The organism is Paenibacillus herberti, from assembly GCF_002233675.1.
GTDB classification, from domain to species: Bacteria; Bacillota; Bacilli; order Paenibacillales; family Paenibacillaceae; genus Paenibacillus_O; species Paenibacillus_O herberti.
On the sequence record NZ_NMUQ01000001.1, the window covers coordinates 2181446 to 2197790 of the forward strand.

General features: G+C 50.5%; 8 protein-coding genes. All 8 read right to left on the bottom strand.

Annotated features, from left to right (window positions below; genetic code table 11):
* The 8 genes from CGZ75_RS10065 to CGZ75_RS10130 all read right to left on the bottom strand — a co-directional run bounded on the left by CGZ75_RS10065 (position 1) and on the right by CGZ75_RS10130 (position 16106).
* A complete protein-coding gene (locus CGZ75_RS10065) occupies positions 1-1203 on the bottom strand; it encodes an efflux RND transporter periplasmic adaptor subunit (RefSeq protein WP_245850766.1) in 1203 nt (400 codons plus the stop codon).
* A gap of 14 nt (positions 1204-1217) precedes the next feature.
* On the bottom strand, positions 1218-2144 hold the full coding sequence (locus CGZ75_RS10070) for a carbohydrate ABC transporter permease (RefSeq protein WP_217900051.1): 927 nt from the start codon (positions 2142-2144) through the stop codon (positions 1218-1220).
* Positions 2145-2183: 39 nt separating this feature from the next.
* On the bottom strand, positions 2184-3074 hold the full coding sequence (locus CGZ75_RS10075) for a carbohydrate ABC transporter permease (RefSeq protein WP_089524045.1): 891 nt from the start codon (positions 3072-3074) through the stop codon (positions 2184-2186).
* Positions 3061-4551, bottom strand: a complete 1491-nt coding sequence (locus CGZ75_RS10080) for a sensor histidine kinase (RefSeq protein WP_089524046.1) — start codon at positions 4549-4551, stop codon at positions 3061-3063. Before CGZ75_RS10080 ends, CGZ75_RS10075 begins: the two co-directional genes overlap by 14 nt.
* A complete protein-coding gene (locus CGZ75_RS10085; protein ID WP_089524047.1) occupies positions 4548-5228 on the bottom strand; it encodes a response regulator transcription factor in 681 nt (226 codons plus the stop codon). The genes CGZ75_RS10080 and CGZ75_RS10085 overlap by 4 nt, the downstream gene beginning before the upstream one ends.
* A gap of 212 nt (positions 5229-5440) precedes the next feature.
* Positions 5441-9334: a discoidin domain-containing protein gene (locus CGZ75_RS10090; protein WP_089524048.1), complete on the bottom strand. Its 3894-nt coding sequence runs from the start codon at positions 9332-9334 to the stop codon at positions 5441-5443.
* Positions 9335-9576: 242 nt separating this feature from the next.
* Positions 9577-14385, bottom strand: a complete 4809-nt coding sequence (locus CGZ75_RS25180) for a discoidin domain-containing protein (RefSeq protein WP_176444752.1) — start codon at positions 14383-14385, stop codon at positions 9577-9579.
* Between the two features lie 377 nt (positions 14386-14762).
* Positions 14763-16106, bottom strand: a complete 1344-nt coding sequence (locus tag CGZ75_RS10130) for an ABC transporter substrate-binding protein (protein ID WP_176444753.1) — start codon at positions 16104-16106, stop codon at positions 14763-14765.
* Positions 16107-16345: the final 239 nt, after the last annotated feature.

Sequence of the window (16345 nt, forward strand, 5' to 3'; positions counted from 1 at the left end):
TCACTCCGATCCGTTGTCCTCTTCGTTGGATACCAATACCCTTTTGCCCGCCTCGACCGGTTTATTGCTGGAGGTGACGACAAAATCGGCCGGGCTGACTCCTTCTTTGACCTCCGTAAATTCGGCATCAGAGCTCTCGATGGTCAGCTTTACTTTGCGAATGTAGTACTCCTTGCCAAGCGAGCCTTCTTTTTCGGAGACAACATAGACAAATTTGCCGTCTTCATTGCTTTCCCGAATGGCGCTGTTTGGAACGAGGATTTTCGCGTCCTCCTCCGACTCTGCCTTTTTCGACCATTCAAAATCCCCTGCCTCACCTCCTTGAAGCCTCTTGTCTTTAATGACTGCGACAATCTCTTTTCCGTTGGTGTTTTCCTGCTGCCCTCCGCCTGGTGAGTTCTGCCCGTCCCCCTGTTTGTCAGGTTTTTTCGTATCAATGGACTTGATTTTAACCTCGATTTTGGCATCATTCAGACTTGGAAACTTAATGTTAATACTGTCTCCGACTTTCAAATACTTCGCTTGTTCATTGGTTACATCCGCTTTGAATTCCAAGCTTGTCGCCGCCTTTTTGAGACTGACAACGGCCGTGCCGGGAGCGACAGTTGCTCCGACTGCGGCAAGAACTTCGGTGACTGTGCCTTCCTCGGAAGAGGTCAGCACCGAATACTCGCTGATTTCCTCCCGCAGCCGGTCGATTTTGCGTTTTTGAGCGTCCAGATCAAGCTGGGCACTCTCCATGTCGCGCCTAATTCCGGCAGCCAGTTTGTCGTCAAAAATCAGCTTTGCTTCTTTGTAGCTAGTTTGCAGCTTTTCCAGAGCAATCCCCTGCTTCTTATAGTTCAGCTGCTCCGTCTCAATCTGCTCTTCCGTATCCGACGTATCGAAGCGAACGAGCACCTGGCCCTTTTTGACTTTGTCGTCTACTTTCACTTCCACTTCTTCCACAGGCCATGAACCGTATTCCGACATCACTTTGACCTCTTCCGCCGTTTCCACCGTGCCGGAACCGTTAACTTTATAGGTCAAGCCGCCGAAAGACGGCCGTTCGGCCGAAACTCTAGGCAGAGAGTATTCAAGAATGGTATTGGAAAATAGCGTCAGCACCAGCATCATCAAAATAAAGGCGATAATGATTCCGCCTGTTTTTCTCTTTTTTGACTTGCCGGAGGATCTCTCTTCAGTTGGGACTGCTGCTTCCATATCGATTCTCCTTTCTATCCTTTAACGCCTGATAGCTGTACGCCCTCGACAAGCTCTTTCTCCGCATGGAGCATAAGCAGAATCGCAGGCAGCATGTAGATGACAGATGCTGCAAACGCCAATCCGATATCATCCTCGCTAATATAAGCGAGATATACGGATAAAGGCTGTTTGATGGCATCCTTCAAAAAGATCAGCGGCTGCTCGACCATGTTCCAGTTGTCGATGAAGGCAAGCACCGCAAGTGCGGCCATGCCGGAGCGGCACATAGGGAGCACGATCATAAGCAGAATTTTCATATGTCCCGCACCGTCTATGCGAGCCGCTTCAATGTAGCTGTAGGGGACAACCTGCATAAACTGGCGCATGAGGAACACGCCGAATGCGCTGAATATGCCGGGCAAAATAATCGACCACTCCGTGTTAAGCAAACCGAGCGAATTCGCCATGATGTAGTTCGGCACCAGCGTAACTTGGAAGGGCATCAGCATGACGACGATATAAGCGAAAAATAGCGGCTCCCGCAAGCGGAATCGGAGCTGTGAAAAAGCGTAGGCCGCCAGCACCGATACGACGACCTGCCCGGCTACAATCGGCACCGTCAGCTTCATCGAATTCCAGAACAGGAGCAGAAATTGCGGCTGGGCAAGCAAAATGTCATAGTAGGCATTTAACGTCGCTTTGGACGGAATTAGCTTTAAATCGACATACTTGCTCTCTTCCCCGATTTGATCCTTTTGTTCTTGGTCTTCTTCGTCAGAGCTTTTAATAACCGGCTTCAGCTCGGTTTTTATTTCATCGGGCGTTTTGAATGAATGGATCGTTGTCATCGCGATCGGAAAAACAAAGATGACGACAAGCAGGGCTAAACAAGCAGTTAGCACTCCTTTATATAGTTTGCTGCCAAATTTCCCACGCAGCATTCCTTCACCGGATTTCATTTTGATCCACTCTCCTTTCCCAAACTTCGAATCGCCCGTTTATAACCAACGGCTGAAACGGCGTTCTACGCCAAACAGGACAAGAACCATAACAACAATTGCGCTTGCCATTAGAAACGCCGCGGAAGTCATTTTTTGATAATCGAGCTGCTGGAACATATTGTTCATAAAATGCTGGAGCATGTACAAGCTCTGATGCGGATAAGGTCCTGCAAGCATATACGTTTCGCGGAATACCTTGAAGGAATTAATAATGGACATGATGAAAACAAAAAACGTGGTGGGGGTCAAATAAATAATCGTAATCGAGCGCCATTGACGCCATTTTCCAGCTCCGTCGATCCGGGCCGCTTCATAGAGATGTTCTGGGACGTTTTGCAAGCCGGCCAAAAACAGCAGCATATTGTACCCGACGTTTTTCCAAATATAGATCAGTATTGCAATATACAACGCCGAACCGCTGTCCAGCCAATCCACCGGCGCCATGCCCCAAGCCTCCAGCCAGCCGTTCAGCGTCCCGTTCCGTTCGAAGAAAATTTGCCAGATCAGCACGACGGATGCGACCGGTATGACGAGCGGCGAGATGAAGGCCAAGCGGAACCAGCGCTGCCCGTATACCTTTCCGTTCAGCAGGGTAGCCAGCAGCAGGGACAGGATCATATTGATCGGAACGCATAGAGCGGTGAACAGGAACGAATTCCAAAGCGCTCTTTTAAAGGATTTGTTGCTCAGCAGATCAATATAGTTGCGGAAGCCGACCAACTTTCCGTCGATCGGCGTATCCACCAGCGAGTAGTAAAAGCCAATCCCGAATGGCAGGAAAAAAAACAAGGCTACTCCTGCCAAACTCGGAATTAAAAACAAGGCGGCATACAATCCGTCAGAGCGGAATACCCGCAGGAGACGGCGGCCGAAATTACTCTTTTCCATCGGATGGTTCCTCCTCCGGCAGCGCTATCCTGAAAGCAACCCCGGTCTTTTTATTGACGACTTCAATTTGCGCGCCGATGCTGTTCAAAATTTGTTTGACGATGGCTAATCCAAGCCCGAATTTGCCGTACGGCCCTGTGCGGAAAGTGTTGAACATGTTTGTCAGCATCGACTCTTCCACCTGCGGGCCGTCATTGTAAATTTCAACCGTCATCGACCGGGGGCCGGCGCCTTTTTCAGCGGTAATTTTAATTTCCTTGGAAGCGTACCGAATGGCATTGTCGATAATATTCTCGAATACAACCTTCCATTGCTCGCTGCTGCCCTGAATGGTCCATGACGGTAAATCGACCGTCCATTCCAGATTCGCCCTTCTATAACGCAGACGCTGCACCACGTCCTCCAGTACTTCCTTGATCTCCAGCGGTTTCATCTCGGATTTGCGGGTTGTCGACGTGATGTATTGGAGACGGTTGAGCCGCAGCAGGCTGTGAATCTGCTCATCCAGCCGGTCCGATTCCGAAATGATCGTTTCAATGCTGCTCTCCAGGGAGCCCTTCGGATAAATCCCTTCTTTAATGGAATGGGCGTAGCTGTGGATGACCATGACGGGCGTTTTCAGCTCATGGGATGTATGCTGCAAATACGACTGCTGCGCCTGATCCTGCTGCACGAGCCGCTGGCGCATCGTTTCAAACGCTTTGGCCAGACGCCCGATCTCGTCCCTCCGCTCCAGATCGAACGACTCATGCCAGTCGCGGTCGGCAATACGGGTCATTTGCCTTTCCATTTCGTTGATCGGTTTGGACAAATAGCGGGACAGCCAAAGGCATGGCAGCCAACATAACAGCATAAGCGCAATCAGCAGCCAGATCAGATTTTTGAATAAAGCTCCTGCCTGCTCGTTCCGATAGCTCCCCCATGTGTACGAAATGAGCCATTCGGAGCTGTTGATGTCATTTTTGCTAATGACATAAAAAAGAGTCTGCCCTTCGAAACTGCCTTCGTAGGTCGCCTTAGCCTCTTTCTGTGCAACTGCCTTCTGCGCAATCCCGTTGTAGATCTCCTGGGACAGCTCGAATTCATTGGAGAACAAAGGATATATTGTGTTTTCTTTCAAATAGAGATGCCGAATGTCCGGCCCCGCAATTTTGGTTGCTACCACTTTGGTCACCGCCCGGCTTTCGCTGGTCGGTGCGGCGTTGGGGGTTGAACTCGTAGTTCCCGTATCCAGCCTCGGAATTGCCGCGATGATGGAAGCATTTCCGTTCTCTTCTTTTGATACTAAAACCCCATTGACCGGGTCGAACGTTGAGTTCTGGAACGGCTGCTGCGAATCCTCAATCATGCCGTAAATTTGGCTGGTAAAAAAATCCCGCAGCATCGTTGGCAGCACAGAAGACACGGCTATGAACAGACATAACAATACCGCTGCAAAAACCGCCCAAATCTTAACTGCCATTGGCCAATTTTTCATGACTTCACCAGCCTGTAACCGGAGCCGTATACCGTTTCCAGCCTAAGATCCGGCATCTTTTTGCGCAGTCGCCGGATCAGGTCGTCGACGACTCGATCCGTTCCAAAAAAATCCTCCCCCCAAATTTGCCTCAATACCTGCTCCCGCTGAATCAGCTGCCCGGGATGAAGTACAAAATACATAAGCAGGTCGAATTCTCTTGCGGTCAGGTCAATATTTTCCCCAAGCTCGCTTTTGACACTTCGTGCCTGCCCTTCAATTAAATAGGTTGCCACCTTAAATGTTTTAAGTGTTGCGTTATCCCGGCCGGGCTGGCCATAAATCCGCTCCAGCAGCTTGCGCGCCCGAATGACGAGCTCACGCGGTAGAAACGGCTTGGCCAAATAATCGTCGCTGCCAAGCTCCAGTCCGACGATGCGATCCAAGTCGGCGTCCCGCGCCGAAATGAAAATAATCGGCATGTTGCTGTTGTGATGTTTAATTTCCTTGAGCAGCTGATACCCGTCCATTCCCGGCATCATAATATCAAGAATCCACAGCTGCGGCTTATCGTCGATAGCCTGCTTAGCTTCTTCTCCATTCATAAACGCGACGACATCCCAGCCCTCTTGCTGTAAATAGTAAGCAAGAATTTGGTTCAGGTTCAAATCGTCTTCAACAAGATAGATGGTATACATGAGGATGTAGCTCCTTTTCATTCCCTGGGATTAGTCTAACAAACGAATCCAGCCAAAATATCAAAACATTATGGGAAATTGTGTGATTGCTTATGAACCCATTATAAGGATAAACACCTGCTGCTGCGGGATTGATATTAACAATGCTCTGTTAGGTCCATTTCGATACAAAAAAATCCGGCGCCGGGATTCCCGGAGCCGGATGGCTAACCTTACGATATGGATGCTACCGTGTCGCTGAATGCGCCGGCAACGCCGGAATAAGAAGCGAGACCGCCCGTCAGCGTTCCTGTAAAGCTCACCGTGACAGAAGATTGCGCGGCATTGCTTTTGATCGGAACCCATGCCGTTCCTTTTTTATAATACCCTGTCACTGTATTTCCTTGTTTCTCCAACCTCAGCTCAACAGGCAGCTTCACATAATCGCCGGCGATTGTCGTAATGGTGCCGGAAGCATTTCGATACGAAAGCTCCGTTCTGCCTTCGGCGTTGACGGATAATAATACGCTAGCCGGTTGAGGAGTGGTGCTGGCGCTGCGTATCATAATTCCTGTTTTTCCGCTTAAGCCCGCCGCGCCTGTACCTGCGTAACGCAGCGACTGGATTCCAGACGTCAGCGTTACCGGCGTTGTATTGCTCACCGCTTTGTTCACATACACAAACTGCTCGCTTGATTGACCGATACCACTGCCGGTAGCCTCAATGCGGTAACTTCCGTTTGGCTGCACATCTGCTTTCCCATCGGCTCCTCCGATGAAGCTGACGCTCCAAGGCGCTGCGGATTGTCGCACCGTCACCGGGAAGTTTTTCGTTTCCGTTCCACCGCTTACACCTGGCACCGTAACGGCAATTGTCGCGGTTCCTGCGGCAACTCCCGTCACTACGCCTTGAGCGTTAACCGTGGCAACAGAAGCATTGCTGCTGCTGAAAGTCGCTTGGCCGCTAATCGCTTGCAGAGTTCCGTCCGTCTGCAGGCGTCCCAGGGTCAGCGTGCTTTGCGCGCCGACGTATAGGTCGGATGGCAGCTGCTTCGCTCTCAAATTGGAGAATCCTGCAGCATCCTTATACACTTCAACCTCGGCGAACTGGATACGGAAGTTATTGTAATTATCCCTTCCCAATCCAGTTGCTTCGACCTTGACATATCTGGCGTTGACGGATGGGAACGTAATATTCCGTCTTGTCGCCGGTTTTTCTGTGTAGTTCTGGGTCGTATGCACGGTCGTCCAGTTCACATTGTCGTTTGATACTTGAATGTTGAAATCAACGGGGAAACCGGTGCCTTCATGCCCTTGATCCATTCTCGGAAACAGGCTGACCGCGCCGATTTGCCCGGTAGAGCCCAGGTCGATCGAGATCCACTCCGTGTGATTGACGCCAAGATCCAGCGAATTGCTCCATCCGTAGGAAGCCTGTGTAGAGTTGCGCTTGCCGTCGATGGCAAATGGCGCATTCCAGCCCCACTCCACACCTGTATCGCTGCTTCCAACCGCCTTTTTGCCAAAAGCCAGATTATCCGGCGAAGGATTGGTCAGCTGCGACACATCCGCTTGCGCAGGATAGTGGCGGATAAACGTATCCGGCATAGCGTACAGTCTGCCCTCGCCAGGAAGGAAGCTTGCCGACAGCTGGGAAGTGGCCGGATTGAAGTTTGTGGCTACTTCGGCGCCCGTTTGATTGGACACCTCGGTAACGGCATTAATGTCGGTGTTAGGATTGATGGCAAATGTAAAGTTTTTGCTTGCGGTCATTGATTTGTTCACAACCATCACATAACGCCGTCCGGTCTCCTTGTGCACAAAGTTTGAAACCACCATATCGTCGCCGGAATTAGGAGCAGACACCGGCTGGAAGTAGAAGCTGGACGGAAGCTGCTCGGTATTCTCTGGAATCTGGCCATAGTGGTATACGTCCTTTGCGTCCAGGTTCAGCAGCGTTGTGCCGAGCTTCAGCATGACGCTGTTCATCCCTTTGACCGGCTCGAACAGATCGGTTTTTTGACCATCCGCCGTAATGATCGCCGTTGTGAACGGTTCGCCGCGGCCAGTTGGTGTCCACCAAGTGAACCAGGTCAGCTTTTTCAGGCCATAAGCCAGGTTCAAATACACTTCATAACGGATAATTTCCGGTGTAGGTCGAATCAGTCTGTTTTCGATGCCGACGCTTTGCAGGTAGCCTGCCGTTTTGTAATTGTTTTTCAAGCCTATTTTACGAATGCGATCCAACAAGTAGTAGAAATCTTGACCCATGCCGTTAATTCCGAACGGATAGGAATCAAAGGTCAGGTACTCGATATTTTCCGCGCCGACAAGTCCTGTCCAAGTGGCCCAGTGGTCGCTACCCGGCAGCAAATTCAAATGTGCGAGGCGGGTCGGGTCCATCGCTTTCACTTTTTTGTACAGCCGCGCTGAATCATGGAAATCCTTGAGCGCAACAGGTTCATCCCGGATGAAATAACCCCCCGTCGCAGGATGCGGCTTGAAGTGATTCACAAATTCCTCAACCTCATGATCGGATACGCTGGAAAGATCCTCTGTATTCGTGACGCTGACCTTCATATTTCTTTCTCCGGCCAAATCAAGCATTCTGTCGTTAATTTCGATAGAGCTGAGGTCTCCCGTTTCCACCACTTCAATGAAGTTTACGTTTGCTTCTTGCAAATAGTCATATTGTTGCGCGTTTACGTAATCTTTGGTCGGAGGCCAGAAAACAGCTACCTTAAACGTGTTCGGAGCTACTGGAGCCACATTCGGATAAGGCTTCAGCGTCACGGGGAAATCCTTCGTTTTGCTGGCTGTACCTTTTTTCACTGTGGCAGTCAAAGTTACCGTAAGCGCTCCTGCATTCCAAGCCGGGCGGTTCATCAGTTTGCCGTCGCCGCGCAAGTAAGCAGGATGGGAGCTTGCCCAGGTTACCTGTGTATTTTCCATGCTGAATGTTGGCAAAGTCATATTCGTATAAATATTGGTCGTACCCGTCAGCGTCAGCCACTGGTGTCCAGCGTCGACCGCTTCCTGATCGGTCAACTGGCTGATTGCCTGCAGCACCTCGAACTCAGCGAGCTGCATGGCATAAGTATTGAAGTCGTCCTTGGACAGCTCCGTCGCCTCAACTTTTACATAACGGGCGTAAGCGGAATTAAAGCCGATTGCCTGTCCTCCGCCTTGTGTTGGAGCCGGATAATCCGTTTTTGTTGCGACAGTTGTCCAGGTTGTTTTGTCCGTAGAGGTTTTAACTGTAAAATCAAGCGGAAAACCGCTGCCGATATGCTGACCTTCGTCGTTTCGCGGCCATAAAACAACTTTGTCAATCCGGTCCACGTAGCCAAGGTCAACCATAATCCACTCGGAAGCGGGAGCGGTTGATTTCGGCTGGCTCGTCCAGCCCTTGTCCCCAGTTGCCGTATTGGAGCCGATTTTGACGCCGTCAACAGCAAGCTCCGGTCTCCAACCTGAACCAATGTAACTGGAAGACGCCTCGATCGTTTTGTTCAGCGCAAGATTGGTCTGAACCGTCGGAACCTGATTTACCTCAACTTCCGCCAGCTGCATAACATACATTTGGTAGACATCCTTGGATAGTACGGTGCCTTCCACCTTAACATAACGGGCGTTGGCAGCGCTGAAGCTGAATGTTTGCGCTCCGCCGCTAGTAGGCGCAGGGTAGTTGGTTGCATTCGCTACCGTTGTCCAGTTTGTATTGTCGGATGAAACTTTAATATTAAAGCTGACCGGGAAGCCCATCCCTATATTCTGCCCTTCGTCGTTGCGCGGCCAGAGCACAACTTTATCGATGCTGTAGGAAGCTCCAAGATCGAGAGCTAGCCATTCTGTTCCTGGATTGCTGGCAGGTGTGCTGGTCCAGCCTTTGTCGCCGCTTGCCGTGTTGATGCCAGTTCGCTTGCCGTCAACGGCGCGCTCCGGGCTCCAACCTGAGCCGACATAACTGCTCGATACGGACACGCTCTTGCCGAGCGCAAGATTGGTTTGTCCCTCCGTTACGACGGCAAGCTCTTCCGCCGCTGCCCTTGACGTCCCGAACGGGGAGACGGCGCCGAACACAAGCGCAACCGTCAAGAGCATAGAAAGCACTGCTCTTTTTTTCATAAATGATCCCTCCCTTAAATTTGTTGTAGCGATGCTACGAACTCTATTGTAAGGGCTTTCAAAAAGGAAAAAAGGACATTAAATTCGGTTTAGGTCTCTTTTATTTGGAAGGTGGCAAAAGTTCGGTAAAATTAGGGGGATGCGCTAAAGGCTGGGCTTCCAATCCCTGGCCGATTAATGAAAAAGGGAGGAAACTGAGCTTGGCTCAGTCCCCTCCCTTTTAGCGTATAACGTCCTTTTGATTATTTTTTCATCAATTCCAACATTCTCATAATCATGGTGACCGCCTCAGCTCGGGTGGCAATTGCGTCAGGAGCAAATTGCCCATTTTCTTTTCCTTGCACAATACCCGACTTATAAGCTGCTGCGACATAAGGTTTGGCCCATTCTGGTATTTCTTTGGCATCGGTAAACATCGTTAAATCTGCATCTGGTTCAACCTGAATCCCCAGCGCCCTCGTAACCATGACAATCATTTCGACCCGAGTCATTGATTGTCCAGTACGGAAGGTGTTGTCCTGGAATCCGCTAATGATCCCTTTATTAACCAATTGAGATACAAATGGTTTGGCCCATTCCGGTATGCTGGCTTGATCGGAGAATGAAGGGAAGCTGTTTGATGCGTCATCAAGTTTAAGTGCTCGGCCCAGCATGGTTGCAAACTCTCCCCTCGTCGCTTCAAGCCCCGGCTTGAATGAACCGTCAGCAAACCCCTTGACGATGTTTAGCTCAACCGCTTTCTGAATGTCCTTCGCTGCCCAATGCCCGGAATCCAAGTCCGTCCACGGCGTTGGGGTTGCCGTTGGCGCCGATGTTGGTGCTGGCGTTGGGGTTGGTGTCGACGTTGGTGCTGGAGTTGGCGTTGGCGCCGATGTTGGTGCTGTTGTCGGTGCTGGCGTTGGCGCCGATGTTGGTGCTGTTGTCGGTGCTGGCGTTGGTGACGTTGTCGGTGTTGGCGTCGGTGACGTTGTCGGCGCTGATGTTGGTGACGTTGTCGGTGCTGATGTTGGTGACGTCGTTGGCGTCGGTGACGTCGTCGGTGTTGGCGTTGGTGACGTCGTTGGTGTTGGCGTTGGTGACGTCGTTGGCGTCGGTGACGTTGTCGGTGTTGGCGTCGGTGTGGTCGTCGGAGTTTCCGAGATAACAGGTACTGTTACAATTGAATTGCTATAGTTACCTGCCGTATTCGACGTTGCGGCAATGCCGCCAAAGTTCAATGCAGCCCCATTAGATACAGCCAATGTAGAGGCCTCTGCCGTTCCCTTGATTGGTATCCAGTCATCCGCTTGTTTATAGTAGCCGATGACTTGATTTCCACTCCTTGCCAGCTTCAACTCAGCGGGAAAATTAATATAATCGCCGTTAATAGTTGTCACGGCTCCATTATTGTCTCGAACGGATAATTCCGTTCTCCCTTCTGAGTTCAGGGACAAATAAGCGTATGCAGGACTGTTTGCTCCGGTTGGAGCGGAGCTCAGCATAATACCCGTTCTGCCATTCAAACCAGCCGTATCCGTACCTGCATAGCGGAGCGACTCGATTTGGGATGTCAGTGTAACCGAAGAGGTATCACTCACCGTTTTGTTCACAAACACGAATTGCTCGTTCAACGGTCCAGCTTCGCTGCCGGAAGCCTGAATGCGATAACTTCCGTTTGGCTGCACATCTACTTGACCATCGGCTCCTCCGATAAAATTAACGCTCCAAGGCGCTGGCAATGATCCCACCGTTGCCGGGAAGTTTTTCGTCTCGGTGCTGCCGCCTTCGCTCGGAACTGTGACGGCAATTGTTGTCATGCCTGCAGCGACGCCTGTCACAACACCTTCAGCGTTAACCGTAGCAACCGATGGATTGCTGCTGCTGAAGCTCGCTTGGCCGCTGACAGCTTGCAAGGAGCCGTCCAGTTGCAGGCGTCCAAGGCTGAGCGTACTTTGAGCGCCGGCATAAAGATCGAATGGTAGCTGTTTCGCGCGCAGATTGGAGAAGGCCGAGGAGTCTTTATACACTTCAACTTCGGCAAACTGCACACGGAAATTACCGCCATTATCCTTGCCCAATTTGGTCGCTTCGACCTTAACATATCTGGTGCTCACGGCAGGGAAAGAAATGTTCTGCCTCGTCGCCGGTTTTTCCGTATAATCCTGGACGGTATGGACGGTCGTCCAATTCACGTTGTCCGTTGATACTTGAATGTTGTAATCAACTGGGAAGCCTGCGCCGGCATTGCCTTGATCCGTTCTCGGGAACAGGCTGACAGCTCCTACATCCTGCGTTGAACCCAGATCAATCGTAATCCATTCCGTATGATTTACCCCGGTATCAAGCGTGTTGCTCCATCCGTTGGAAGCTGGCGTCGAGTTGCGTTTGCCGTCAACCGCAAACGGTGCGTTCCAGCCCCATTCGACGCCAATATCGCTGCTGGCAGACGCCTTTTTGCCAAATGCCAGATTGTCGGGCGAAGGGTTGCTCAGCGGCGATACATCCGCTTGCACCGGATAATGGCGAATGAACGTATCCGGCATAACGTACAGTCTGCCTTCACCAGGAAGGAAGCTCGCCGACAGCTGGGAAGTAGCTGGATTGAAGTTTGTGGCGATTTCTTCGCCTGTCTCATTGGAAACCTCGGTAACCGATTTGATGCCCGTACTGGAGTTGATCTCAAACGTGAAGTTTTTATTCTCTGTCATCGATTTGTTCACGACCATCACGTAACGTCTTCCGGTGTCCCTGTGCACAAAGTTTGTAACCACCATATCGTCGCCGGAGTTCGGGGCGGATACCGGCTGGAAGTAGAAGCTGACTGGAAGTTGCTCCGTATTTGGTGGAAGTTGACCGTAATGGTAAACGTCTTTTGCATCCAGGTCCAGAAGCGTTGTGCCAAGCTTCAGCATTACGCTATTCATCTCTTTGACCGGCTCGAACAAATCGGTTTTTTGGCCGTCAGCCGTAATGATCGCCGTTGTGAACGGCTCGCCGCGGTTCGTCGGCGTCCACCAGGTGAACCAAGTCAGCTTTTTGAGGCCATAGGCCAGGTTTAAATATACTTCGTAACGGATAATTTCCGGAGTCGGCCGGACCAACCTGTTGTCGATACCGACGCTTTGCAGGTATCCCGCCGTTTTGTAATCGTTTTTCAAGCCCAGTTTACGAATGCGGTCCAGCAAGTAATAGAAGTCCTGCCCCATGCCGTTAATGCCGAATGGATAGGAGTCAAACGTCAGGAACTCGATATTTTCCGCACCGACAAGTCCAGTCCAGGTTGCCCAATGGTCGCTGCCCGGCAGCAGATTCAGATGCGCGAGGCGGTCTGGGTCCATCTCTCTGATTTTTTTGTAAAGCCGTGCTGAATCGTGGAAATCCTTAAATGCAACCGGCTCATCCCGTACAAAATATCCACCGGTCGCCGGATGCGGCTTGAAGTGATTCACAAATTCCTCAACCTCGTGATCGGACACACTTGAGAGATCCTCGGTGTTCGTCACGCTCACCTTCATGCCTCTTTCTCCGGCCAGATCAAGCATTCTATCATTGACTTCAACCGAGGTAAGGTCCCCCGTCTCCACTACTTCAACGAAGTTCACATTCGCTTCCTGCAAGTAGTCGTACTGCTGTGCGTTCACGTAATCTTTGGTAGGAGGCCAGAAAACGGCGACCTTAAACGTGTTAGGAGCTTCAGGGGCCACGTTCGGATACGGCTTCAGCGTTACGGTAAAATCCTTCGTTTTGCTCGCGGTTCCCTTTTTCACCGTTGCTGTGAGTGTTACCGTCAGCGCCCCTTCGTTCCAGGCCGGACGTTTCATCAGCTTGCCGTTGCCTTGCAAGTAGTCAGGGTGGGAGCTTTCCCAAGCCACCTGCGTATTCTCCATGCTGGATGTTGGAAGAGTCATATTGGTATACACATTGGTCGTACCCGACAGCGTTAACCATTCATGGCCAATATTTACCGCCTCCTGATCGGTCAGCTGGCTAACCGCCTGCAGCACCTCAATTTCGGCGAGCTGCATCACATAAGTGTTAAAAGTGTCTTTAGACAGTTCCGTTGCCTCGACTTTGACATAACGGGCGTAAGCAGAAGTGAAGCCGAACACCTGCGCGCCGCCTTGCGACGGAGCCGGATAGTCCGTTTTGGTTGCAACCGTTGTCCAATTCGTTTTGTCCGTGGAGATTTGCACTGTGAAATCAATCGGAAATCCGCCGCCGACATTATGGCCTTCGTCGTTGCGCGGCCACAATACAATTTTATCGGTCCGGTCCATATAACCAAGGTCAACCATAATCCACTCCGAGGCGGGAGCCGTGGATTTCGGTTGGCTAGTCCAGCCTTTATTCCCCGTTGGCGCATTGGAGCCAATTTTTTCTCCATCAACGGCCAGCTCCGGTCTCCAGCCTGAACCGACATAACTGGAAGATGCCTCAATCGTTTTGTTCAACGCTAGATTGGGTTGCTCTACCACCGGGACAGGAGCCTCAAATACCTCTACCTCTGCCAACTGCATGACAAATTTGTGGTAGACATCCTTGGCTAAGTCAGTGCCTTCCACCTTGACATAGCGGGCGTTTGCAGCGCTGAATTCGAATGTCTGCGCGCCGCCGCCAACCGGAACGGGATAGTAGGTCTTACTCGTGACTGTCGTCCATTCCGTATTGTCGACCGATATTTTGATATCGAAGCCGACCGGGAAGCCTACTCCAACGTTTTGTCCCTCGTCGTCGCGTGGCCAGAGCACAACTTTATCAACGTTGTAGGCTGCTCCAAGATCAACAGAAAGCCATTGCGCCGTGTTGCTGTCAGCGGGACTGCTTGTCCAGCCTTTGTCGCCGCCCCCTGTGTTGATACCGGTCCTTTTGCCGTCAACAGCCAGCGCAGGACTCCAGCCCGAGCCGATATAACTGCTGGATGCAGTTACGCTTTTGCCACGCGCAAGATTTGTTGGCCCCTCCGCGGCGCCAGATGGCTCGTTCGCTTCCACCCTGGACGTCCCGAATGGGGAGACGAGGCCGAACACAAGCGAAATCGTCAAGAGCATGGAAAGTACGCCTCTTCTTTTCATCAATGATCCCTCCTCATAATTGAAACTATGAATTTATGGTACAAGCTCCATTGTAAGTGCTTTCAGCATATCGAAAAGGGCATAAAATTCGGTTTACTTCTCTTTTATTTGGGAGATGGCAACGAGGGGTTCAAATTCTGATGAAAATAGGAGTGAAGCCAAAGGTCGAGCTCGGAGAAGCGTCAGCGTTCGCCTTTGACGTCAGACTTCTACCGCTAAAGCGGATAAATTCAAAGAAATCTGAGGTCAACAGCGATCGGAGGGCCGACCTTTGGCGCAGCGGATACTTTTTCATCAGATCAATCGAGGGGTAGGGAAAGAGCCGTCCTATATTCAACGATGAATGTAGGACGGCTCTATTAGATGGTAGTATTCTATTATTTTGTTTGGCTAGCAGCTTGTTTCCAAGCTTTATCCATATTTTCTAGCATCTCTTGCGGTGTAATCGCCTTCAGATAAACGCCTTGCGCCGAAGTCATCATCTCCGCTGTAGCTGCACCCCCGTTTACCCAGCCTTGATCCAGGAACTGATAACTTTTGCCGGCCGCAACAACAGCGGCGATATCGCTGAATGCCGGATCAAGATCGCCCGTCTCGCCTTTAATCGTCATAAATGCTTGTTGGCTCTTCGTCCATATTTTTTGATTTTCTGCTTTGCTCCAGAACTCAAGATACTTCTTCGCTGCATCCAATACTTTTGTATCCTTATTGATAGCAAATGCCGTGCCTACTGCTGCAGAAGCCATCACATCTTTACCAGCCGCGTTGGAAGGCATCGCGAACATGCCAACTTCAAGATCCGGATTCGTCTTTTTGATACCTGTAAGCGACCAGCTGCCGTCGATGTACATCGCTGCCTCGCCTTTAGCAAAGGCCTGTTGCGCCTGATCCAAGCTGACACCGGTGCTTTTAGGAGTCAGATAGCCCTTTTCATCAAGGGAGAACCAGTTTTTATTCATTTCTGACCAGCTTTGCGCAAATGTAGCAGTTCCACCATTCAATTGGTTGTCAAAGTCTGGAGTTCCCGAGTAAACGAGTGAAGGAGCCATCGTATATAGAGCGGCCAATGTCATCCATCCGTCATTGTTGCCGATTGAGATCGGCAGCTTGCCGGCTGCCTTCAGTTTCTCAGCGGCAGCCTTGAACTCATCCCAATTTTGTGGTGGCGTGATCGACAGATCAGCAAACATTTTTTTATTGTAGTACACACCAAGAACATTCATGTCATTCGGAATTGCGTACACTTTGCCGTCCGCTGAGCTGGATTTAAGAGATGCCTCTGTGAAGTTGGAAATCCACGGCTCTGAGGCAAGATCGTACAAATAACCCGCATTGCCGTAAGTGATCGCATACGCTAAACCTGGGTGGATCATAATGACATCCGAAGCATCGTTGGAAGCAAAGCGAGTTTTGATGAACTCTTTGAACTGTCCACCAGGCATTCCTTCATACTCCACTTTGATGTCCGGGTTCTCCTTCATGAACTTTTCGTTCAACTCAGGAATTGCACCGAGCTCTGCGCCCGATTTAAATCCCGTAATCTTCAGCTCCACTGGATCTTTGGAAGCTGGTTCCGAGCTTGTTACTGGCGCAGAAGGCGCCGGGCTTGCAGAAGAACTAGTTGTGTTATTAGTTGTGTTCCCGCTGCTACAAGCGGCCAAAGACATTGCTAGTGTCACGGATAAAGCGGTTACCATACTTTTTTTTCTCATTTTTATCATGTTGATATCCCCCTCGTTGGACAGTTGTGACTCAAGTTCTATGTTAGAAAAAACAAGAGAAAAAAAACATGACGTAAAATTCATGTTTATTCTTTTATTTTCGGAACGTTCTAACTCCCTTCCTCCCCTCAAGAGCCGCTTGCAAAAACAACAGAAAATAAAGAACGATTTCCCAATTTTGTTCTATAGGCAATCGCTTACAAATCCCTATAATGGTATAAGATTCATCTTACAATGCT